The organism is Saccharothrix hoggarensis (genome assembly GCF_042678885.1).
In the GTDB taxonomy this organism is placed as follows: Bacteria; Actinomycetota; Actinomycetes; order Mycobacteriales; family Pseudonocardiaceae; genus Actinosynnema; species Actinosynnema hoggarensis.
Window position 1 is genome coordinate 1 of record NZ_JBHTLK010000079.1, and the last position, 20,674, is coordinate 20,674.

At 73.3% G+C, this 20,674-nt stretch carries 22 protein-coding genes and 1 riboswitch; of the genes, 11 read left to right on the forward strand and 11 right to left on the reverse strand.

Annotated elements, in window-relative coordinates; genetic code table 11:
* From ACFQ3T_RS16965 to ACFQ3T_RS16975, 3 genes are all read right to left on the reverse strand, one after another.
* Nucleotides 1–870: serine/threonine-protein kinase (locus ACFQ3T_RS16965; RefSeq protein WP_380724241.1), on the reverse strand; the 870-nt coding region annotated here is incomplete at its 3' end.
* 197 nt (nt 871–1,067) lie between these two features.
* Nucleotides 1,068–1,274: a cold-shock protein gene (locus ACFQ3T_RS16970; RefSeq protein ID WP_033432301.1), complete on the reverse strand. Its 207-nt coding sequence runs from the start codon at nt 1,272–1,274 to the stop codon at nt 1,068–1,070.
* A gap of 80 nt (nt 1,275–1,354) precedes the next feature.
* Nucleotides 1,355–1,999, reverse strand: a complete 645-nt coding sequence (locus tag ACFQ3T_RS16975; RefSeq protein WP_380724262.1) for an AIM24 family protein — start codon at nt 1,997–1,999, stop codon at nt 1,355–1,357.
* A 54-nt stretch (nt 2,000–2,053) separates the two neighbouring features.
* Here ACFQ3T_RS16975 and moeA point away from each other — a divergent pair, with 54 nt between their 5' ends.
* The 4 genes from moeA (at nt 2,054) to ACFQ3T_RS16995 (ending at nt 7,774) form a co-directional block, all read left to right on the forward strand.
* Entirely contained in the window at nt 2,054–3,268 is a 1,215-nt protein-coding gene (gene moeA, locus ACFQ3T_RS16980) for a molybdopterin molybdotransferase MoeA (protein WP_380724242.1), read from the forward strand.
* A gap of 176 nt (nt 3,269–3,444) precedes the next feature.
* Nucleotides 3,445–4,161 (forward strand): phosphatidylserine decarboxylase, encoded by a 717-nt coding sequence (locus ACFQ3T_RS16985; protein WP_380724243.1) that lies wholly within the window; start codon nt 3,445–3,447, stop codon nt 4,159–4,161.
* A gap of 4 nt (nt 4,162–4,165) precedes the next feature.
* A complete protein-coding gene (gene pssA, locus ACFQ3T_RS16990) occupies nt 4,166–5,137 on the forward strand; it encodes a CDP-diacylglycerol--serine O-phosphatidyltransferase (protein ID WP_380724244.1) in 972 nt (323 codons plus the stop codon).
* Nucleotides 5,138–5,542: 405 nt separating this feature from the next.
* A complete protein-coding gene (locus ACFQ3T_RS16995; RefSeq protein ID WP_380724245.1) occupies nt 5,543–7,774 on the forward strand; it encodes an AAA family ATPase in 2,232 nt (743 codons plus the stop codon).
* 29 nt (nt 7,775–7,803) lie between these two features.
* On the opposite strand, the gene ACFQ3T_RS17000 is transcribed toward ACFQ3T_RS16995, so the two are convergent.
* Both ACFQ3T_RS17000 and ACFQ3T_RS17005 read right to left on the reverse strand, forming a co-directional pair.
* Complete coding sequence (locus tag ACFQ3T_RS17000; RefSeq protein ID WP_380724246.1) at nt 7,804–8,448, reverse strand: LytR C-terminal domain-containing protein; 645 nt, start codon at nt 8,446–8,448, stop codon at nt 7,804–7,806.
* On the reverse strand, nt 8,445–8,741 hold the full coding sequence (locus ACFQ3T_RS17005) for a DUF3263 domain-containing protein (protein ID WP_033442579.1): 297 nt from the start codon (nt 8,739–8,741) through the stop codon (nt 8,445–8,447). Before ACFQ3T_RS17005 ends, ACFQ3T_RS17000 begins: the two co-directional genes overlap by 4 nt.
* Nucleotides 8,742–8,852: 111 nt before the next feature.
* On the opposite strand from ACFQ3T_RS17005, the gene ACFQ3T_RS17010 reads away from it, so the two are divergent.
* Nucleotides 8,853–9,449, forward strand: coding sequence for a peptide deformylase (locus ACFQ3T_RS17010; RefSeq protein WP_380724247.1), 597 nt, complete (start codon nt 8,853–8,855; stop codon nt 9,447–9,449).
* A 21-nt stretch (nt 9,450–9,470) separates the two neighbouring features.
* Here ACFQ3T_RS17010 and ACFQ3T_RS17015 read toward each other — a convergent pair whose 3' ends face one another.
* A complete protein-coding gene (locus ACFQ3T_RS17015) occupies nt 9,471–10,220 on the reverse strand; it encodes a hypothetical protein (protein WP_380724248.1) in 750 nt (249 codons plus the stop codon).
* 217 nt (nt 10,221–10,437) lie between these two features.
* On the opposite strand from ACFQ3T_RS17015, the gene thiC reads away from it, so the two are divergent.
* From thiC to ACFQ3T_RS17030, 3 genes are read left to right on the forward strand one after another with little or no spacing between them, the layout of a single operon-like run.
* The gene (thiC, locus tag ACFQ3T_RS17020; RefSeq protein WP_380724249.1) at nt 10,438–12,087 is read left to right on the forward strand and encodes a phosphomethylpyrimidine synthase ThiC; all 1,650 of its coding nucleotides are present in this window, start codon (nt 10,438–10,440) and stop codon (nt 12,085–12,087) included.
* Between the two features lie 14 nt (nt 12,088–12,101).
* Nucleotides 12,102–12,911: a bifunctional hydroxymethylpyrimidine kinase/phosphomethylpyrimidine kinase gene (thiD, locus tag ACFQ3T_RS17025; protein WP_380724250.1), complete on the forward strand. Its 810-nt coding sequence runs from the start codon at nt 12,102–12,104 to the stop codon at nt 12,909–12,911.
* A 30-nt stretch (nt 12,912–12,941) separates the two neighbouring features.
* Nucleotides 12,942–13,625 carry a DUF4241 domain-containing protein gene (locus ACFQ3T_RS17030; RefSeq protein ID WP_380724251.1) on the forward strand — a complete coding sequence of 228 codons (684 nt, stop codon included), beginning with the start codon at nt 12,942–12,944 and terminating at the stop codon, nt 13,623–13,625.
* A 183-nt stretch (nt 13,626–13,808) separates the two neighbouring features.
* Here the strand turns inward: ACFQ3T_RS17030 and ACFQ3T_RS17035 are convergent, their stop codons facing one another.
* Genes ACFQ3T_RS17035 through thiO form a run of 4 tightly spaced genes read right to left on the reverse strand, consistent with a single transcriptional unit; the run spans nt 13,809 to nt 16,244 of the window.
* Nucleotides 13,809–14,240 (reverse strand): MarR family winged helix-turn-helix transcriptional regulator, encoded by a 432-nt coding sequence (locus ACFQ3T_RS17035; RefSeq protein WP_380724252.1) that lies wholly within the window; start codon nt 14,238–14,240, stop codon nt 13,809–13,811.
* A gap of 57 nt (nt 14,241–14,297) precedes the next feature.
* Nucleotides 14,298–15,053, reverse strand: a complete 756-nt coding sequence (thiG, locus tag ACFQ3T_RS17040) for a thiazole synthase (RefSeq protein ID WP_380724253.1) — start codon at nt 15,051–15,053, stop codon at nt 14,298–14,300.
* 1 nt (nt 15,054) lies between these two features.
* Entirely contained in the window at nt 15,055–15,255 is a 201-nt protein-coding gene (gene thiS / locus ACFQ3T_RS17045; protein ID WP_380724254.1) for a sulfur carrier protein ThiS, read from the reverse strand.
* Nucleotides 15,252–16,244 (reverse strand): glycine oxidase ThiO, encoded by a 993-nt coding sequence (gene thiO, locus ACFQ3T_RS17050; RefSeq protein WP_380724263.1) that lies wholly within the window; start codon nt 16,242–16,244, stop codon nt 15,252–15,254. Before thiO ends, thiS begins: the two co-directional genes overlap by 4 nt.
* Nucleotides 16,245–16,355, reverse strand: a riboswitch (TPP riboswitch).
* Between the two features lie 43 nt (nt 16,356–16,398).
* Between thiO and thiE the strand changes: the two genes are divergently transcribed.
* Nucleotides 16,399–17,061: a thiamine phosphate synthase gene (gene thiE, locus ACFQ3T_RS17055; RefSeq protein WP_380724255.1), complete on the forward strand. Its 663-nt coding sequence runs from the start codon at nt 16,399–16,401 to the stop codon at nt 17,059–17,061.
* Nucleotides 17,061–17,816: a dioxygenase family protein gene (locus ACFQ3T_RS17060; RefSeq protein WP_380724264.1), complete on the forward strand. Its 756-nt coding sequence runs from the start codon at nt 17,061–17,063 to the stop codon at nt 17,814–17,816. Before thiE ends, ACFQ3T_RS17060 begins: the two co-directional genes overlap by 1 nt.
* A 209-nt stretch (nt 17,817–18,025) precedes the next feature.
* On the opposite strand, the gene ACFQ3T_RS17065 is transcribed toward ACFQ3T_RS17060, so the two are convergent.
* Nucleotides 18,026–19,198, reverse strand: a complete 1,173-nt coding sequence (locus tag ACFQ3T_RS17065) for a S1 family peptidase (RefSeq protein WP_380724256.1) — start codon at nt 19,196–19,198, stop codon at nt 18,026–18,028.
* Nucleotides 19,199–19,734: 536 nt separating this feature from the next.
* Here ACFQ3T_RS17065 and ACFQ3T_RS17070 point away from each other — a divergent pair.
* Nucleotides 19,735–20,670 carry a threonine ammonia-lyase gene (locus ACFQ3T_RS17070; RefSeq protein ID WP_380724257.1) on the forward strand — a complete coding sequence of 312 codons (936 nt, stop codon included), beginning with the start codon at nt 19,735–19,737 and terminating at the stop codon, nt 20,668–20,670.
* Nucleotides 20,671–20,674 lie beyond the last annotated feature (4 nt).

The window sequence follows — 20,674 nt, forward strand, 5'->3', positions numbered from 1 at the left end:
GCCGGAGTCGAGGCGGCGGGGCGGCGGGGCGCCCTGGGGCGCGCCGGACAGCGCGGCGCGGGCCGCGGCGATGAGCTCGACGCACGAGCCGTAGCGCTGCGACGGGTCCTTGGCGGTGCCCTTGCGCAGCACGTCGTCGATGGCGGGCGGCAGCGACACGAGCGACGTCAGCGACGGGATCTCGGCGCCGAGGTGGCCCTGGATGACGTCCTGCACGCCGCCCTGGAACGGCGGGCGCCCGGACAGGCACGCGAACACCATGCAGGCGAGCGCGTACTGGTCGGTGCGGCCGTCGAGGGGTTCGCCGCGCAGGTGCTCGGGCGCGGCGTAGGTGGGCGAGCCGAGGAAGTCGCCGGTGCGGGTGCGGTGCCCGGTCGCGCCGCGCCTGGTCAGGCCGAAGTCGGCGAGGTAGACGTGCTCGCCCGCCGCTTCCTTGGCGGTGACCAGCACGTTCGCCGGTTTCACGTCGAGGTGGACGAGGCCCTTGCCGTGCAGCATGTCGAGCGCTTCGGCGACCTGGCCGAGCAGCGTCAGGGTGCGCGCGGGCGAGAGCGGGCCGTCCTTGATGTGGCTGGCGAGGTCCTGGCCGTCGACCAGCCGCATGGCGATGTAGAGGAGGCCGTCGACCTCGTCGAAGTCGTAGAGCGGCACGATGTTGGCGTGGTCGATCGCCGAGGTGTTGCGCGCCTCGTCGACGAACCGCTCGCGGAACTCGGCGTCGGCGGTGAGGTGCTCGCCGATGACCTTCAGGGCGACCTTGCGACCGAGCCGGACGTCCGTGGCCTTGTAGGTCACGCTCATGCCACCCCGGCCGAGCACACCGTCGATCCGGTAGTGGCCCAACCGTCGCCCGCTCAGGTCCTCCGACACGCGGGGCAGCCTAACGCCCGTGTACAGCGCCTTGCGCGGGGTTCCCGGCAAACGGCCCGGTGAGGGGTCGGGTCGGCGGTCGGGGCGGGTGGTTCGGGCGGGCGGTCGGTTCGGCGGGGTCAGGTGGGCGGTCGGGTCGGCGGGTCAGGTGGGCGTTCAGGCGGCCCGACCCGCCGACGCGGCGGGCCGGGCGGAGGTCACGATGCCTTCCGGACGTCCGATGCCTGGCTGCGGCCGTCGCGTCCCGCCTGGATCTCGAACTCCACGCGGTCGCCCTCGGCCAGCGTGCGGAAGCCTTCCATTTGGATCGCCGAGTAGTGCACGAAGACATCCGGCCCGCCGTCGGCGGCGATGAAGCCGTACCCCTTCTCCGAGTTGAACCACTTGACCGTGCCGACAGCCAAGACGTCCTCCTTTGAGAAATACCTTGAGCAAACCGCCACGCTAGAGGCACGAGGGGATTCGCCGGTACCTCCTTATGGAGTCATGACCGGGCGCTGAATCCGTTGTCGCGCAACCAACTGACCAGTCCGCGCGGGCTGCGGGTCCGGGTGAGCACGAGGCCGGGACCGGCGAAGTCGAGAACGAGCCCTTCGCCATTCCGCACGGATTGGGCGGCGTCGGGGGAAACGGCGCGCAGGCGGCACTGGAGGGTGTCGGCGAACGCGACGACGTGCCCGCCGGCGACGGTGACGAGTTCGCCGGGTTCGAGCGTGACGACGTCGAGCGTGCCGTAGCAGCCGAGCACGACGGGCCCGGTGCCGTACGCGTAGGTGAGGAAGCCGTGGTCGCCGCCGTGCAGCGCCCGCACGGGCGGCGCGACCGGGTCGAGGCGCGCGGTGGCGGCGGCGGCGAGCCAGCTGTTGCGGGCGACGCACCAGCCGGTCTTGCCGTCGAGTTCGAGGACGTGCAGGTCGCCGGGCAGGGGCGGGGCGACGTCGACCCAGCCGCCCTCGGGGCCCGCGGTGCACAGGGCGGCGGTGAGACCGGGCGCCTTGGCGCGGCCGTCGACGCCGACGCCGTAGCTGGTGGCGAGGACCGAGGAGCGCTCCACGAGCGCCGGCTCACCGGGCGCGAGGACGAGTCGGGCCACCCCGAACGTGGGGGTGTGGCGGGTCCGGACCTGCAACGTTCCCCCTGTCGTGATCAGCCGGTTGGGGCAGTCTGCCACGGGCGCGGCAGGATGGTGGGCGTGTCCAACGCGCTGAGCCGAGTCGCTGATCACAAGGCCCGTGTCGCCGGGCTGGTGGGCCTGATGCCGGTGGCGGAGCTGCCGGTCGCCGACTGCCTGGGCCTGGTCCTGGCCGAGGACGTGGTCGCGCCCGTGCCGCTGCCGCCGTTCGACAACTCCGCGATGGACGGGTACGCGGTGCGCGCGGCGGACGTGGCGTCCGTGCCGGTGGAGCTGCCGGTGGCTGCGGACATCCCGGCCGGTCGGACGGTGGCGCGGGCGTTGGAGCCGGGCACCGCGCACCGGATCATGACGGGCGCGCCGGTGCCGCCGGGCGCGGACGCCGTGGTGCAGGTGGAGTGGACGGACGGCGGCACGTCGGCGGTGCGGGTGGACCGCGGGGTGGCGGTCGGCCAGAACGTCCGGCGGACGGCGGACGACGTCGCCGTGGGCCAGACGGTGCTGCGGGCGGGCGCGGTGCTCGGGCCGGCGCGGCTGGGGTTGGCGGCGGCGCTGGGGTTCGGGTCGCTGCCGGTGCGGCGGCGGCCGCGGGTGCTGGTGCTGTCGACCGGGTCGGAGCTGGTGGGGCCCGGTGTCCCGCTGGAGCGCGGGCAGATCTACGAGTCGAACGGCGTGATGCTGGCGGCGGCGGTGCGCGAGGCGGGCGGCGAGGCGGAGCTGCTGCGGTTCGTGCCGGACGACGTGGAGGCGTTCCACGCGGCGATCGCGCCCCGGTTGGGGTCGGTGGACCTGCTGCTGACCTCCGGCGGGGTGAGCGCGGGCGCGTACGAGGTGGTGAAGGACGCGTTCACGGGCCGCGGCGTGGAGTTCACGAAGGTCGCGATGCAGCCGGGCGGGCCGCAGGGCGCGGGCCGCTACCAGGGCGTGGCGGTGGCGACGCTGCCCGGGAACCCGGTGAGCGCGCAGGTGTCGTTCGAGGTGTTCGTCCGGCCGGCGTTGCGGGCCGCGATGGGGTTCGCGGTGGTGGAGCGGCCGACGGCGGTCGCCCGGTTGAGCGCGCCGATCACGTCGCCTGCGGGGCGCACGCAGTTCCGGCGCGGCGCGTACGACCCGGAGTCGGGGCAGGTGGTGACGCCGGTCGGCGGGCCGGGGTCGCACCTGCTGTCGGCGTTGGCGGCGAGCGACTGCCTGATCGAGGTGCCGGAGGACGTGACGGACCTGGCGGCGGGCGCCGAGGTCACCGTCCGGTTCCTGCACGGAGAGTGAACTTGGGTTGACACCCAGCCATTGATCATTCGGTGTGACCCGGATTACACTGGCGGGTACCCCTGTTCCGGCTGGTCCGTGCGTTCGTCGGGGGACGCACGGGCGGGCCGGACGGGGCCCGGCGGAGCCGCGTAGCGTGTGGCGGGCCGGAAGCACCGCCCTGACACGGAAGAGCCATGACCGTCGATCGCGACAAGAAGAACAGTGGTGCCGTCTCCCACTTCCTCGATCTCGCCCGGGGGATCGTCCCCCCGATGCACCCCGCGGGTCGCCCGTTCGTGGCGGGCGCAGCCGTCGCGACACTGCTGCTGCGCCGGTTCTCCAAGCGCGCGGGCGTCGCCGGAGCCCTCCTGACCGCCTGGGTCGCGTGGTTCTTCCGCGAACCCAAGCGCACCACGCCCACCAGGGCCGGCGCGGCGGTCGCGCCCGCCGACGGCACGGTGTCGCACGTCGTCGAAGCCGTGCCGCCCGTCGAACTGGGGCTCGGCGACACGCCGATGACCCGGATCAGCGTGTTCCTGTCGGTGTTCGACGTGCACGTGCAGCGCGTGCCCGTGGCCGGCCTGGTGCGGCAGGTGTCGTACCGGCCCGGCAAGTTCCTGTCCGCGGACCTGGACAAGGCGAGCGAGGACAACGAGCGCAACACGGTGTGGCTGAGCACGCCGTCCGGCCACGACGTGGTCGTCGTGCAGATCGCGGGCCTGGTGGCGCGGCGGATCGTGTGCGAGGTCGTCGAGGGCGACAAGGTGGCGGTCGGGCAGACGTACGGCCTGATCCGGTTCGGCTCGCGGGTCGACCTGTACGTGCCCGCCGGCAGCCGCGTCCTGGTGGAGGCCGGGCAGCGCACCATCGGCGGCGAGACGGTCCTCGCCGAGCTTCCCTCGGAGGGCTGAGCGGATGGCTCCCAGCGGGCCGGGCATCAGGCTGCTGCCGAACGCCATCACGGTGCTCGCGATGTGCGCCGGGCTGTCCGCCGTGCACTTCGCGATGATCGAGATGTGGGGTGCGGCGATCGGCTCGATCGCGGCGGCGGCGGTGTTCGACGGGTTGGACGGGCGGATCGCCCGGCTGCTCGACGCGACCAGCAAGATGGGCGCGGAACTCGATTCGCTGGCCGACGCGATCTCGTTCGGCGTCGCGCCCGCGCTGGTCGTGTACGTGTGGAAGTTCGGCGGCGACCGGCAGGGCTGGGTCGTCGCGTTGATCTTCGCGGTGTGCATGGTGCTGCGGCTGGCGCGGTTCAACACCCTGCTCGACGTCGAGCAGCCGCCGTTCGCGAAGGAGTTCTTCGTCGGCGTCCCCGCGCCCGCGGGCGGGCTGTTGCTGCTGCTGCCGTTGATCCTGGACGAGCAGATCGGCCGGGCGGGCTGGTGGTCCAGCCCCGTGGCCGTGGCGCTGTGGACGGTCGCGATCGCGTTGCTGCTGGTGAGCCGCATCCCGACGCTGTCGGTGAAGACGATCAAGGTCCCGCCGCGCCTCGTCGCCCCGCTGCTCGTGCTGGTCGGCCTGCTGGCGGCGGCCGTGATCACGTTCCCGCTGGTGGCGTTGATCGCGGCGATGCTCGTGTACCTCGGGCACCTGCCGTACTCGGTGCGCCGGTACCGGTGGCTGGCGAAGCACCCGGAGGCCTGGTCCGTGCCGGCGGCCGATCGCCGGGCGATCAAGCGGGCGCACGGCGTGGCGGCGCGGCGGTTGGGGTTGCGCCAGCCACTCGGCGGCCGGGTGGCGGCGGGCGCGGTGCGCGCCGTGCGGCGGCCGAGGCGCGCCGTCGACCCGACCCAGGTGGCGGCGGAGACGAACGGCCAAGCCCGTCCCGGCAAGCGCCGAGGCTGGCGCCAACTGGGCATACGCCGCCACGACCGCCCGTAGTCCGTATACTGCGGTTGACCAGCACTTTCAGTGCAACAAAGGTCGGGGCCACGCTCACTCGAACGAGTGATCATGGCCCCGACTTAGTAAAATAACACCGTTACAAACAACCTCGCGCGTCGGTTGAAACAACGAGGCCGCCACCAACCGCCCCGCTCCCGCACGCACTCCCGCACCCACCCGCCCCCGGCCCCGCTCGGCCGGACACGGCGCCCTGCGGTCCGCCCCCAGCCACGCTCGGCAGCCACGGTCGGCCGGCCACGGTGCCCCAGAGCCCGCCAGGCAGCCGCCGCCCCACGCTTCCGGTGCGACGCGGCCTGGCGCGGTTCGGGCGGTGGGCAGCAGAGGCGGGGGGTGGTGGCGGTTCGGGGCGTGGGGGGATGGTGGGGCAACTAGGCTCGGGTTGTGATCACACTGACGGCCCGTTTGTCGCCCTCGGCCATCGACACCCGGCGTGGTGTGGTGCGGCTTCACCCTGAGGTGTTGGACGCGTTGGGGCTGCGGGCCTGGGACGCGGTGCGGCTCACCGGGGCTCGGGTCAGTGCCGCGCTGGCCGCCGCCACGAATGGCGACGGGCCGCCCGGGGTGGTGTTGGTGGACGACGTCACGCTGTCGAACCTCGGCGTGGTCGAGGGGGCCGAGGTCGTCGTGGCTCCCGTTGAGGTGGCGGCCGCACGGTCGGTCACCGTCGCCGGGTCGCGGTTGGCCGGCACGTCGTTGACGCCGGAGACGTTGCGCATGGCCCTGACGGGCAAGGTGCTGACGGTTGGCGACGCGGTGTCGCTGTTGCCGCAGGACCTGGCCCCGCCGCCCGGCGCGGACGTCAGCGCCACCCGACGCGCGCTGTCCCACGCGATCGGCATGACGTGGACCAACGAGCTGTTGACGATCACCCACACCGAGCCCGCCGGGCCGGTGGCCGTGCAGCCTTCGACGGTGGTCGGGTGGCGTGACGGGCCGCGCACCGGGGACTCCCGTGCCGTTGTCACCCGATCGAACGCCGCTCCCACCGCCGGGGCGGGGTCGGGGGTGACGGCGGTGGACGAGCGAGCCGGGGCGGCCGTGGAGCACCAGGCGCCCGTGGTGCCGATTGCCGATCTCGTGGGCCAGCAGGAGGCGGCGAAGAGGTTGGCCGAGTGGCTCGACCTGACGTTCAGCCACCCGGAGCTGCTGGCACGCCTGGGCGCGACGCCACGCCTCGCGGCGCTGGTGAGCGGCCCCGAGGGGGTCGGCAAGGCGACGTTGGTCCGGGCCGTCGCGCAGGGCGCGGGGGCCGCGGTGGTCGAGGTGGCGGCGCCCAGCATCGCGGTGTTGGAGGCCAACGCGGCGGCTCAGCGGGTGGCCGAGGCGCTGTCGTCCGCGCCCGCGCCGGCGGTGCTGCTGCTGACGGACGTGGAGGCGTTGCTGCCCGCCGCGACGCCGCCGCCGGTTGCGACGGTGGTGCTGGACGCGTTGCGCCGTCGCCCGGACGGGGTGGCGTTGGTGGTCACCAGCGCCCACCCCGAGGCGATCGACCCGCGGTTGCGGGTGCCGGAGCTGGTGGACCGCGAGCTGGTCCTGCCGCTGCCCGACGGCGGCGTGCGGACGGAGCTGCTGCGGGTCCTGCTGCGGGACGTGCCGGTGGAGTCCGATGTGGACCTGGGCGCGGTCGCGGACCGGACGCCGGGGTTCGTCGCGGCGGACCTGGTGGCGTTGCGCCGGGAGGCGGCGGTCCGGGCGGCGCTGCGGCAGCGCGACGCGGACGAGCCGCGGGTGGGCCAGGCCGACCTGCTGGGGGCGTTGGAGGTCGTCCGGCCCATCTCCATGTCCACTTCGGACACCCTGCGGACGGGCGGCCTCACGTTGGCGGATGTCGGCGACATGGTCGAGGTCAAGCAGGCGTTGACGGAAGCGGCGCTGTGGCCGTTGCAGTACCCGGACTCGTTCGCCCGCTTGGGGGTCGCGCCGCCGCGCGGTCTGCTGCTGTACGGGCCGCCGGGGTGCGGGAAGACGTTCCTGGTGCGGGCGTTGGCGGGGACGGGGCGACTGAACGTGCTGTCCGTCAAGGGCGCGGAGCTGATGGACAAGTTCGTCGGCGAGTCGGAGCGGGCGGTGCGGGAGCTGTTCCGGCGGGCCGCCGAGGCGGCGCCGGCGCTGGTGTTCCTGGACGAGGTGGACGCGTTGGCGCCCCGGCGCGGGCAGTCGTCGGACTCCGGCGTGGCGGACCGGGTGGTGGCGGCGCTGCTGACCGAGCTGGACGGGGTGGAGCCGCTGCGGGACGTCATCGTGCTGGGTGCGACGAACCGGCCGGAGCTGGTGGACCCGGCGTTGTTGCGGCCGGGCCGGTTGGAGCGGTTGGTGTACGTGCCGCCGCCGGACGCCGAGGCGCGGGCGGAGATCCTGCGGGCGTCGTCGCGGAACACGCCGTTGGCGGAGGACGTGGACCTCGACGCGGTGGCGCGGGAATTGGACGGCTACTCGGCGGCGGACTGCGCCGCGTTGATCCGGGAGGCCGCGTTGACGGCGATGCGCGAGTCGTTGGCGGCGGCGGAGGTGACGGGTGCTCACCTCGACGCGGCGCGCGCGGCCGTGCGGCCGTCGCTGGACCCGGCGCAGCTCGCGGCCCTCGCGGCGTACGCCGAGTCGCGGGAGCGGTGAGGGCCGCGCCGGCCGGGGTGCCCGGCTCGCTAGGAGACCTTGGCCGGCGTGCCCTTGTAGTCGTTGGTGACGATGACGATGATGCCGGGCTGCGCGTTCTGGATGCCGTCGAAGCGGGGCTCGACGCGGGCGCCGATGATCTGCGCCAGTTCGCGGGCCGAGGCTTCCTCGTCGGTGCCGGGGCGGAAGTAGACCGTGGTGGTCGGGATCAGGCCCTGGGAGTAGTTGCCCTTCTCGGCGACCTGCCAGCCGGCCTTCTCGACGTCCTCCGTGGCTTCGGCGGCGAGGCCCTGGGTGGTGCTGTTGTTGTAGACGCGCACCGGCGGCTTGGGCGCGGTGGTCACGGGCGGCGGCGGGGTGTCCGTGGCGCCGGGCGTGCCGGGGTTGCCGGTGGTCGCGGGCGGCGTGGTGGCGCCGGAGGTCGGCGACTCGGACGGCGCGGGTGAGGGCGACGGGGACGTCGGGTCGCCGGTCGGCTGCCCGGCGGTGTCGGACGTGCCGGGCTGGGTGGTCGACTGGTCGGTCGGCTGCGCGCCGGGCGGGTCGTCGTCGGGTCCGCCGGTGAAGAGGCTGACCAGCCCGATCACCAGGGCGATGACGGCCACGCCGAGCAGCGCGTAGCCCGCGGCCCGGGCGGGCTGCGCCGGGCCGGTCGGCTGTTCGGGGTTCGTCATCGGAGCTCGACGCCCAGCCGCTTCGCCGCGCGGGCGCGTTGCCTGCCGGAGCGGGACCTGCGCAGTCTCTTGATCAACATCGGATCGGCGGCCAACGCCTCTTCCTTCTCGATCAACGCGTTGAGCAGCTGGTAGTACCTCGTGGGGGACATGTCGAACAGCTCTTTGACAGCCTGCTCCTTCGCACCCGCGTACTTCCACCACTGGCGTTCGAAGGCCAGGATCTCGCGCTCCCGGTCGTTCAAACCGTCGTCCGGCCCCTCCGCCGGCGCCAGTGCCTCTGCGGCGTCCATCTGGCTCCTCAGCCGTGTCCCGTGCGTGGGTGCCATTACATCACGTGATCTTGGCGAGGGTCGGCTCATCGGTCGGCGCGTCCGATGAGCCGCGCCGATAGGCTGACCGTCATGGCAGTTCACCCGATCCGGATCGCCGGAGATCCCGTGCTCCACCACCCGACCCGTCCGGTCGAGGTGTTCGACGACGCGCTGCGGACCCTCATCGAGGACATGTACGAGACCATGGCGGCGGCGCGCGGGGTCGGTCTCGCGGCCAACCAGATCGGGGTCGACCAGCGGTTGTTCGTCTACGACTGCCCGGACGACGAGGGCGTGCGCCACCGGGGTGTCGTGGTGAACCCGGTGCTGGAGACGTCCGAGGTGCCGCTGGGCATGCCGGACCCGGAGGACGACTTCGAGGGCTGCCTGTCGGCGCCGGGCGAGTCGTACCCGACGGGTCGGGCGACGTGGGCGAAGGTGACCGGGGTCGACGGCGACGGCAAGCCCGTCGAGGTGGAGGGCACGGGGTTCTTCGCGCGGTGCCTGCAGCACGAGACCGATCACCTGGACGGGTTCATCTACCTGGACCGGCTGGTGGGACGGCACAAGCGGGCCGCGCGGAAGATGCTGAAGGCCAACGGGTGGGGTGTGCCGGGCCTGTCGTGGGACCCGGCGACGTCGCCCGACCCGTTCGCGGACGACGAGGACGAGGACCAGGACGACTAGACCGCCGACGCCGGTGCGGGCCTAGACCGGGTCCGCGGCCGGTTCGCCCGACGTCGGGTCGAGCGCGTCCGGCGCGGGTTCCCGGGGGCGCTGCGGTTTCGGCTGGTGGTCGGCGCGTGCCGGGCGTTCCGGCCGCCGCCACGGCAGCTCGGGGTAGGACGTCAGCTCGACGTGGGTCGTGCAGCGCGCCAGCTCGGGGTACGCGCCGGCGAGGACGGCGGCCCTCAGGCGCCGCACCTGGCCGACCGTCGGCAGCTCCCCCACCAGCAGGAACGGCAGCAGGAGCCGCCACGCGCCCACGGCGGCGTCACGGCGGCGGTGCGGTGCGCGGAGGGTGGCGCGGGCCACGCGGAGGGCGTGCTCGGCGGCCGTGATGGACGTGGGGTGGCCGGCGTGGTCCCAGGACCAGCGCAGGCCGTCGGCCATGGCGCACCTGACGCAGTCCACGGGTCCGGTGCCGAGCTCTTCGCCGCACTGGGAGCACGCGACCAGGGTCATCGCCCAGTCGGTGCACGTCCACGGGTGCCGTCCGACCTCGTCGGCGAGGACGAGTTCGGCCAGCTCGCGCTCGCCGGAGCCGCCTTCGGCGAGCTGTTCGGCGGCGAGGAGTTCCTGCCAGTCGAGCAGCCAGTACTGGTCCACGAGTTCGGCGCAGTACCGGCATCCGGGGTAGCCGCGCCCCGCCAGGTCGCCGCACGACGGGCACGGCGAGACGGCGGCGGGGCGTGCCACGCGCCGGGCGCCGGGCGGGAACGGCTGGTGATCAGCCACGCGAGAAAGGTACGCGCAAACGGCCGACCTTGGCATCCGCACCTTGGCACGGGCGGTGGGCCGTGACTATGGTCAGGCCGGAAGCTCGACGCAGTGACAACTCAACACACGCGGGAGCTCGCGCCACAGCGGGCTGAGAGGGCGGCTGGAGCCGAGGGCTCCGGTGCCGCCGACCGCCTGAACCTGACCGGGTAATGCCGGCGTAGGGAGGAATGTCGTGACGGCACTTGACGACCGTTCGGTCAAGCCCAGTGTCACCACCGGGCCGATCTCCGGCTCGCACAAGGTCTACCGCGAGGTGGACGAGGACGTGCGGGTGCCCTTCCGGAGGGTGGAGCTGACCAATGGCGAGCATGTCGATCTGTACGACACTTCCGGTCCGTATACCGACGACGACGTGACCATCGATGTCCACAGTGGACTTCCCGCACTGCGTGCGGGGTGGATCGCGAAGCGGGAGCCGGTCAACGGGGCGGTGACCCAGCTGGCGTACGCCAAGGCGGGGATCATCACTCCGGAGATGCGGTTCATCGCGGCGCGCGAGAGCATGACCCCGGAGTTCGTCCGGGACGAGGTGGCGATCGGCCGGGCGGTGATCCCGCTCAACGTGAACCACCCCGAGGCCGAGCCGATGATCATCGGCAAGAAGTTCCTGGTCAAGATCAACGCGAACATCGGCAACTCGGCCGTGTCGTCGTCGATCGAGGACGAGGTGGAGAAGATGGTGTGGGCGTCCCGCTGGGGCGCCGACACGATCATGGACCTGTCGACCGGCAAGCGCATCCACGAGACCCGTGAGTGGATCATGCGGAACTCGCCGGTGCCGATCGGGACGGTGCCGATCTACCAGGCGCTGGAGAAGGTGGACGGCGACCCGGCGAAGCTGTCGTGGGAGGTCTACCGCGACACGGTGGTCGAGCAGGCCGAGCAGGGCGTCGACTACATGACGGTGCACGCGGGCGTGCTGCTGCGGTACGTGCCGCTGACCGCCAAGCGGGTGACGGGCATCGTGTCGCGCGGCGGGTCGATCATGGCCGCGTGGTGCCTCGCGCACCACAAGGAGAGCTTCCTCTACACGCACTTCGAGGAGCTGTGCGAGATCCTGCGCAAGTACGACGTGACGTTCTCGCTGGGCGACGGCCTGCGGCCGGGGTCGATCGCGGATGCCAACGACGAGGCGCAGTTCGCCGAGTTGCGGACGTTGGGCGAGTTGACGCACATCGCGCGGGCGCACGACGTGCAGGTGATGATCGAGGGTCCGGGTCACGTGCCGATGCACAAGATCGCGGAGAACGTGCGGCTGGAGGAGGAGTGGTGCGGCGAGGCGCCGTTCTACACCCTCGGGCCGCTGGCCACGGACATCGCGCCCGCGTACGACCACATCACGTCGGCGATCGGCGCGGCGCAGATCGGGTGGCTGGGCACGGCGATGCTGTGCTACGTGACGCCGAAGGAGCACCTGGGGCTGCCGAACCGGGACGACGTGAAGACGGGCGTGATCACGTACAAGATCGCGGCGCACTCGGCTGACCTGGCCAAGGGCCACCCGGGCGTGCAGGACTGGGACGACGCGTTGTCGAAGGCCCGGTTCGAGTTCCGGTGGGAGGACCAGTTCAACCTGTCGCTGGACCCGGACACGGCGCGGTCGTTCCACGACGAGACGCTGCCCGCGGCGCCCGCGAAGACGGCCCACTTCTGCTCGATGTGCGGGCCGAAGTTCTGCTCGATGAAGATCACCCAGGACGTGCGGCGGTACGCGGAGGAGCGCGGTCTGTCCACTGTGGAGGCGATCGAGGCGGGCATGTCGGAGAAGTCGCACGAGTTCTCCGACCAGGGCAACAAGGTCTACCTGCCGGTCGTGGACTGATTCGGGGTGGACTGATGGCTGTGGCTCCGCCCAAGGTCCTCACCATCGCCGGGTCCGACTCCGGCGGTGGTGCGGGCCTGCAGGCCGACCTGCGCACGTTGTTCGCGTGCGGTGTGCACGGGATGACCGCGGTGACCGCGGTGACCGTGCAGAACTCGCTGGGCGTGACCGGGTATACCGAGATCCCTCCGGAGGTGGTGGCGGCGCAGATCGAGGCCGTGGCCACGGACATCGGGGTCGACGCGGCGAAGACGGGCATGCTGGCGTCGGCGGCGATCATCGAGGCGGTCGCGGGCGCGCTGGACCGGGTCCGCACCGGACCGTTCGTGGTGGACCCGGTGGCGGCGTCGATGCACGGGAACCAGCTGCTGGCCGACGACGCGCTGGACGCGTTGCGGACGTTGCTGTTCCCGCGGGCGACGCTGGTGACGCCGAACCTGGACGAGGTGCGGCTGCTCACCGGGCTGGACGTGCGCAGCCGCGCGGACCAGCGGAAGGCCGCCGAGGTGCTGCACGCGATGGGCCCGGAGTGGGTGCTGGTGAAGGGCGGGCACCTGTGGGACGACCCGGAGTGCCTGGACGTGCTGTACGACGGGTCGGAGTTCATCGAGCTGCTCGGGCCGCGGTACGACGTGAAGCACACGCACGGCAGCGGCGACACGCTGGCGTCGGCGATCGCGTCGCAGCTCGCGCGGGGTGCGGACGTGCCGGCGGCGGTGCGGTTCGGCAAGGACTTCATCGTCCGGTCGGTGGCCGCCGCGTACCCGTTGGGCAGCGGTGTGGGTCCGGTGTCGCCGTTGTGGAGGTTGTCCGACCCGAGCTGAGTGCCGGTGGCCGGTAGTAGCGTCCGGCGCGTGATCGGGAACGACGCCGCGGCGCAAGGCCGTCCACAGCCCGCTGTCCCCCGGTTCGTGGATTCGGTGTTCCGGCCCGGTGTGCGGTGGACGACCGCCCGGTCGTCCACCGCGGTCACCGAGCTGCGCGAGGCGGGCGCGGTGCGGCTGCCCAGCGGGCGGCTGGTGGTCGCCGACCCCGGTCACCTGGACTTGGACGCCGCGCCGTTCACGGTCGGCGTGCCGCCCGGCGAGTACCCCGTCGAGGTGGCCGCGGTGCGGTTCGAGGACCGGCCCGAGCACGTGCGGGTGGCCGCGGCGCGGCTGGTGGTGTCGCGCGAGCCGGTGGTGTCGTGGGAGATGGCGCTGCTGGACGGGCAGGACCCGGCGGAGCTCGGCGACGACGAGTTCTACGGGTTCGGCGTGGACACCGGCACGGGGTGCTTCGTGGACGGCGACGCGGCCCGCTCGATGGGCGAGTACGTCGACCGGAACTTCGAGGACGCCTACGACGAGGTGTTCGAGGCGCAGGTGGCGGAGATGCGCGATCCGGAGACGGGTGACGCGCTGGTCGCGTTCGTCAGCGGTTGGGGCGACGGCTCGTACCCGACGTGGATCGGCCGCACGGCGGGCGGTGACGTGGCGTGCTTCGTCGTGGACACGTTCGTGCTGCACGGCGGTGTGCCGGAGGGGCAGGCTCGCTGACGTCGGGCCGGTGGACGTTCCGGGGAGGTTGCCGGGCGGGGGTCAACCGGGGTGGGGCGGCGCGTCCTCCCGGTCATGGGCGCACGTCAGGACGCGGACCTCGCCGGGCTGGCGCCGGGGCCGTCCGCGGGGCTTGCCGTCACACCGTGCTCCCCGGACCCGTTCCCCCTTACCGCCGGACGGTCAGGTGGTTTCGCCGACCAGTTCCTCCAACGCCGGCAGGGCGTTGACCAGGGCCTCGCGGTGTTCCGGTGACAGTTCCTCGATGCGCCGCTGCAGCTCGCGCACCCGTGCCGAGCGCACGCCGGACACCATGGTCACGCCCTCCGGGGTGGGGGTGGCGAGCCACGCGCGGCCGTCTTGGGGGTCCGGTTCGCGCCGCACGTAGCCTGCTTCCACCAGGGCCGCGACGATCCGGGACAGGGTGGGCGGGGCGACGCCTTCCTTCGCGGCCAGGTCGCCCAGCCGCATCGGGCCGCACCGCGCCAACGTCGCCAGCGCGGACACCGCGCCGGGCCCGAGACCGGGCGACCCGGTGCGCCGCAGCAGCCGGGAAAGCCTGCCGATCGCGAGGTACAGCCGGGCGGTGGCGTCCTCGACCTGCTCGGCCGTCACGGCACTCCTCCTCGGGCAGACGGACACAACGAGCATCCATCATGCCGTGTCCGGCAATCACCCCATTGCCGGACTCGACGCGTGCGCCCAGAACCTCTTCGGGATGCGCCCGGCGAGCCGCGCCAGCCGGCCCGCCTCGACGCCGGCGCGCATCGCGGCCGCCATCCGCTCCGGGTCCTGCGCCCGCGTCACGGCGGTCGCCAGCAGCACGGCCGAGCAGCCGAGTTCCATGGCCAGCGCCGCGTCGGACGCCGTGCCGACGCCCGCGTCGAGGACGACCGGCACGGACGCCCGCGCCACGATCAGCTCGATGTTGTGGGGGTTGCGGATGCCGAGGCCGGTGCCGATGGGCGACCCGAGCGGCATGACGGCGGCGCAGCCCAGCTCTTCCAGGCGCAGCGCCAGGACCGGGTCGTCGGACGTGTACGGCAGCACGACGAACCCGTCGTCGACGAGCTTCTCCGCGGCGTCCAGCAGCTCCACCGGGTCGGGCAGGAGGGTGCGGTCGTCGGCGACGACCTCCAGCTTCACCCAGTCCGTGCCGAGCGCTTCACGGGCCAGCCGCGCGGTGAGCACGGCTTCGGCGGCGGTGCGGCAGCCGGCCGTGTTGGGCAGGGCGGAGATGCCGAGCCGTCCCAGCAGGTCGAGGACGCCGCCGCCGGACGCGTCGAGCCGGCGCATGGCGACGGTGGTCAGCTCGGTGCCGGACGCCACCAGGGCGCGTTCCAGCACCGACAGGTTCGCCGCGCCGCCGGTGCCCATGACCAGGCGCGAGCCGAACTCCCGTCCGGCGATCACCAAGGGGTCGTCCACGTCAGCCTCCCTGCACGGCGGTCAGCACCTCGACGGCGGCGCCGTCGCGCACCACGGTCGTCTCCCACGCGGCGCGCGGCACGACTTCGCCGTCCACGGCGACCGCGACGCCGCTGGGCGGCGCGTCGAGCAGTGCCAGGACGGCGGCGACGGTGGCGCCGTCGGCCAGTTCCCGTTCCAGTCCGTTGACCTTCGCCTTCACCGGCTGTTTCCTCCCTCGCGGAGCAGGGTGAGCACCCGCCGCGCCGTGACGGGCGCGAGCAGGAGACCGTTGCGGTGGTGGCCGGTGGCGGCCAGCACCCCGGGTTCGAGCCAGTCGATGACGGGCGCGTTGTCGGGGCTGCCGGCGCGGAACCCGGCGGCGGCCTCGGCGAGCCCGTACTCGGCGATGCCGGGCCACACCACCTCGGCGTCGCGCAGCAGGTCGCGGACGCCGCCGACGGTGACGTCGCCGTCGAACCCGGCTTCGTACTGGGTGGCGCCGAGGACGAACCCGTCGGCGCGCGGCACCAGGTAGACGGGGCGGCCGGAGACCTGGGCGCGGATGGTGTGCCGGGGCGGCGGCAGCGCGCCGGGGCGGGCGGTGAGGCGCAGGATCTCGCCCTTGACGGGGCGGATCACGGCGCGGAGCGCGGGGTGCAGGTCGCGGCTCCACGCGCCGGCCGCGATCACGGTCACGTCGGCGTCCGGCGCGGGTTCGGGGATGAACCGCACGCCGGACGCGGCGCACGCGTCGCGCAGCGCCCGCAGCAGGGCGCGGTTGTCCACGGCCACGTCGCCGGGCACGGACAGTCCACTTCGGACCGGGCCGAGGCCGGGTTCGAGGGCGCGCAGCTCGCGGCCGGTGAGCTTCGCGGCGGAGCGGCCCAGGCTGCCCAGGTAGGCGCAGAGCTGGTCCAGCACCTCGACGTCGGCGCGGTCGACGGCCACCGCCAGGGTTCCCACCGGGCTCAGCTCCACGCCCAGCTCGCGGGCGAAGTCGGGCCACAGCTCCAGCGACTCCACGCCGAGCTTCAGCACGTCCTCGTCGCCGGGCCACGCCTCGGTGATCGGCGCCAGCATCCCGCCCGCGACCCACGAGCCGCCGTGCGGCGAAGCGCGGTCGACGAGCTCCACGGGGTAGCCGGCGCCCGCCGCGCGCCACGCGACGGACAGGCCGATGACGCCGCCGCCGAGGACGGTCACTCGCATTGCCAAGGCACTCACGCTCCCTGCGCCGGCATGACCCGGATCAGGTTCGACGGTCGGAGCGAACCACGCTCCCTCTCAGCCCGGTGTTTCCAGGCTCCCGTGCGGACCGCCTCCACCGTAGCGCACGAAACGCGCCGGCGGTTACCGTGCGGCCGTGCCAGGACTCGACGGAACGCAGATCAGGCGGCGGCTCGCCGACGCACGGCTCTACCTCTGCACGCCGGACCGCCCCGACCTCGCCGAGTTCGCCGACGCGGCGCTCGCGGGCGGCGTGGACATCGTGCAGTTGCGGGACAAGGGGCTGGAGGCCAAGCAGGAGATCGCCGCGCTGGAGGTGCTGGCGGAGGCGTGCGCGCGGCACGGCGCGCTGCTCGCGGTGAACGACCGGGCGGACGTGGCGCTGGCCGTGGACGCGGACGTGCTGCACCTGGGGCAGGACGACCTGCCGGTGCCGGTGGCGCGGCGGGTCGTCGGCGACGACGTGGTGATCGGCCGGTCGACGCACGACGTCGACCAGGCGCGGGCGGCGGCGGTGGAGCCGGGCGTGGACTACTTCTGCACCGGGCCGTGCTGGCCGACGCCGACGAAGCCGGGACGTCCGGCGCCGGGGCTGGACCTGGTGCGGGCCACGGCCGGCGACGGCGTGCGGCGGCCGTGGTTCGCGATCGGCGGGATCGACCGGGACCGGCTGCCGGAGGTGCTGGCGGCGGGCGCGGACCGGGTCGTGGTCGTGCGGGCCGTCACGGAGGCGGAGGACCCCCGCGCCGCCGCATCCTGGTTGAAACTTCAACTAAAGGGCGTACAGTCGTCGGTGTGATGCCTGTGCTGTACCTGGGCCACGGGGCGCCCCCGCTGGCCGACGACCCGCGGTGGACCGGCGAGCTGAAGTCGTGGTCCGCGACCCTGCCACGCCCGGAGTCGATCCTCGTCGTCTCCGCGCACTGGGAGAACAACCCGCTCACGGTGGGCGCGACCACCACCGTGCCGCTCACCTACGACTTCTACGGCTTCCCGCGCCGGTACTACGAGGTCACCTACGAGGCTCCGGGCGCGCCCGCGCTCGCCGACGACGTCACCCGGCTCCTCGACCGGCCCGTCGCGCGCGACGAGGGGCGCGGGCTGGACCACGGCGCGTACGTGCCGCTGAAGGAGATGTTCCCCGAGGCGGACGTCCCGGTGCTCCAGATGTCCATGCCCAGCCTCGACCCGCGCGACCTGTTCGACGTGGGCCGCCGGCTGGCGCCGCTGCGCGAGCAGGGCGTGCTGATCGTCGGCAGCGGGTTCATGACGCACAACCTGAGCTGCGTCGACATGTCGGCGGGCCCGGACTACGTGCCGCCGTCGTGGTCGGCCGAGTTCGACGACTGGGCGGGCCGGGCGCTCGCCGCGGGCGACGTGGACGCGCTGCTGGACTTCCAGCGCAAGGCGCCCGCCGCCGGCATCGCGCACCCGCGCACCGAGCACTTCGCGCCGCTGTTCGTCTCGCTCGGCGCGAGCACCGCGCCGGAGGCCACGACCACCGTCGAGGGCTTCTGGTACGGGCTGTCGAAGCGGTCCGTCCAGTTCGCCTGACGGGCCGGTCCCCGGCCGGCCGGACTCCCGACTGGCCGGGTCCCGCCGGCTGACCGGGCCTCCCGGCCGGCCGGCCGGGTCCCGCCGGCCGGCCGCGTCTCCCGATCGGTTTCCCCCGAACGCGGACACCCCCCGGGCGTGGGCCCGAGGGGTGTCCGTCACGGGGTGCGCGGCCCGCAGGGACCGACCGCGCGTCCGCCTGGTGCAGGTCAGCCGATCACGAGCCGCAGGCCGTAGGCGCCCAGGATCTCGTTCACCGGCTGGTAGTAGGTCGTGCCGCCGGTCGAGCAGTTGCCCGAACCACCCGAGGTCACGCCCTGGGCCTGGCCGAAGCCCGTGCCGGCCACGTACGAGCCGCCGGAGTCGCCGGGCTCGGCGCACACGGAGGTCCGCGTGAGGCCGTACACGATGCCGGACGTGCCGTAGTTCACCGTCTGGTTCTTGGCCTGGACCGTGCCGCAGTGCCAGCCCGTGGTGGAGCCGGAGCGGCAGATGGTGGCGCCGATCGCGGCCTCGGTGGAGCCCTTCACCACGACGTTGGTGCCGTTGTAGCGGTTCACCCACGGACGCGAGGTCCAGCTGCTGTTCGTGCGCACCCAGGCGTAGTCGTTGCCGGGGAACGAGGAGCCCGCGAACGAGCCGGAGGCGACCCGGTTGTAGCCGGAGGTGGTGGTGCCGACGCGACCGCAGTGGCCCGCCGTCACGTAGCCGCCCGCGGTGACCGAGAAGCCGACGGAGCAACGCCCGCCGCTGCCCATGTAGTACGCGTCACCGCCGCGGGTGTCGTACAGGGTCGTGGGGGACTCCGCGACCTCCTCCACGCGCACCGCCGGGCTCAACGCCGCCGCGTCGGCCAGGAAGCGGTCGGCCGCCGCGTCACGCGTGTTCCGGTTGACCTCCACGACGACGCTGTTGGACGCGTCGTCCACCCGCCAGCCCGTGATGGACGCCGGCGCGGTGAGGCGGTCGAGGGCCGCCTTCGTGCCGGTCAGGCTGCGGTGCGAGTACCGGACGACCTTGGCGTCGGCGCCGGCGGCGCGCGCCGCGTCGGCCTTCGCCGCGTCGGTGACACCCACGGTGAGCTTGCCGCTCGCCGAGTCGATCCACGCACCGGCGAACGAGTCGCCGAGCGCGCCGCGCACCTTGGTCTCGATGTCACCCGACCTGGTGTCATTCGCCAGACGGACGCGCGCTTGCTCGGCGGTCAGGCCGAGGTCGCGTTGCACCGCTTGGAGCAACTCGGCCGGGTAGCTCTCCGTGTCCGCGGCGGTTGCCGCCTGGGGCGCGGCGGGCGCCGCGGTGGCCGGTACGCTGAGAGCTGTAGCCGCGCCGGTGGCGAGCAGGGCAGCCACGGCGAGGCGGGCCGCACTCGTGCGGTTCATTAGGCGTCTCCCTCATCTTCGGGTGCAGGGAACCCGAGAGCCTGGTTGCAGGGACCGCTCTCGGGGGCTCTAGGGGGACGGGCGGTGGGGCGGCGGCAGGGGTCGCCCCACCCCTTTACTTCTCGCCCGGGTCTTTGCCCGGGCCACCGTCCGGTTCTCCGAAGTCCCGCCGTCGAACGGCGCGAGCGGGGCTCTGCGCGGTCGCATGTGCCCTCCTCCCCGGTCGCCTACCGACCAGTACTCACCCGTTCGAGCGACGTTATGACCCTGTGACCTATGACGGTCCGGGCCATCTGAGGGCGAAGTGTGTCACAGGCCACGCCGGGTTGACTGCGCTGTGTAGCGTTTGACAGTTAACTCTCACTCAAGGTAGTGATTCGATCACCGATTCGGGCGGTTTTGCCAGAAGTAAGGGATTCGGCTGCGCCAGCCCCGTACGTGTGAAAGATGTTGCCCCGGCCGGGTGAGACCGCAGGAGTTCCGGTTGCGGCCGGTGCACCTCTCACGCGGCCACCGGGGTGAGGATCATCGGTGGCATGGCACTCGTCACCCTCTCCGACATCCAGGCCGCCGCGGACCTCGTGAAGGACGCGGTCGTCCGCACACCCCTCCTGCGGTTCGACGACGGGCTCTGGCTGAAGCCCGAGGTCCTCCAGCCCGTCGGCGCGTTCAAGATCCGCGGCGCGTACCACGCGCTGGCCCGGCTGCCCGAGGACGTCCGCGCCCGCGGCGTCGTCGCCCACTCCAGCGGCAACCACGCCCAGGCCGTCGCGTACGCGGCGAAGCTGTTCGGCGTGCCGGCCGTGATCGTCGTCCCCGACACCACGCCGCGGGTCAAGGTCGTCGCCACCCGGTCGCACGGCGCCGAGGTGGTCGAGGTGCCGATGACCGAGCGCGAGTCGCGGGCGCGCGAGCTGGCCGACGAGCGGGGCGCGACGCTGATCCCGCCGTTCGACCACCCCGACGTGATCGCCGGGCAGGGCACCATCGGGCTGGAGGTCGTCGCCGACCTGCCCGACGTGGAGACGGTGCTGGTGCCGGTCAGCGGCGGCGGGCTGATTTCCGGCGTGGCGACCGCGGTGAAGGCGCTCAGCCCGTCGACCCGGGTGGTCGGCGTCGAGCCGGAGCTCGCGGGCGACGCCGCCGAGTCCCTGCGGGCCGGGGCGCTGGTCCAGTGGTCGCCGGAGGACCGGGCGCGGACCGTCGCCGACGGGCTGCGCAGCGAGCCGTCCGAGCTGACGTTCGCGCACATGCGCGCCTACGTGGACGACATCGTGACGGTGTCGGAGGAGGAGATCGGGGCGGCGATCGGGCGGGCGGCGCGACAGGCCCGGCTCGTGGTGGAGCCCAGCGGCGCGGTGGCGCTGGCCGCGTACCTGGCGCGGCCGACGGGGTGGGCCGCCTCGGGCAGGACGGTGGCCGTGCTGTCCGGCGGGAACGTCGACCCCGAGGTGTTCGCCCGGTACCTCTGAGGCG

Excerpts from the sequence above, each read along its gene's own strand:
- ACFQ3T_RS17005 (WP_033442579.1), bottom strand. The coding sequence starts at position 8,741 with ATGGACGCCGCAGAGGCACTGGCGCCGGCGGAGGGGCCGGACGACGGT.
- ACFQ3T_RS16985 (WP_380724243.1), top strand. The coding sequence starts at position 3,445 with ATGACCGTCGATCGCGACAAGAAGAACAGTGGTGCCGTCTCCCACTTC.
- thiD (WP_380724250.1), top strand. The coding sequence starts at position 12,102 with ATGGCTGTGGCTCCGCCCAAGGTCCTCACCATCGCCGGGTCCGACTCC.
- ACFQ3T_RS17060 (WP_380724264.1), top strand. The coding sequence starts at position 17,061 with ATGCCTGTGCTGTACCTGGGCCACGGGGCGCCCCCGCTGGCCGACGAC.
- ACFQ3T_RS17070 (WP_380724257.1), top strand. The coding sequence starts at position 19,735 with ATGGCACTCGTCACCCTCTCCGACATCCAGGCCGCCGCGGACCTCGTG.
- thiO (WP_380724263.1), bottom strand. The coding sequence starts at position 16,244 with ATGCGAGTGACCGTCCTCGGCGGCGGCGTCATCGGCCTGTCCGTCGCG.
- ACFQ3T_RS17010 (WP_380724247.1), top strand. The coding sequence starts at position 8,853 with ATGGCAGTTCACCCGATCCGGATCGCCGGAGATCCCGTGCTCCACCAC.
- moeA (WP_380724242.1), top strand. The coding sequence starts at position 2,054 with ATGGTGGGCGTGTCCAACGCGCTGAGCCGAGTCGCTGATCACAAGGCC.
- ACFQ3T_RS17065 (WP_380724256.1), bottom strand. The coding sequence starts at position 19,198 with ATGAACCGCACGAGTGCGGCCCGCCTCGCCGTGGCTGCCCTGCTCGCC.
- pssA (WP_380724244.1), top strand. The coding sequence starts at position 4,166 with ATGGCTCCCAGCGGGCCGGGCATCAGGCTGCTGCCGAACGCCATCACG.
- ACFQ3T_RS17000 (WP_380724246.1), bottom strand. The coding sequence starts at position 8,448 with ATGACGAACCCCGAACAGCCGACCGGCCCGGCGCAGCCCGCCCGGGCC.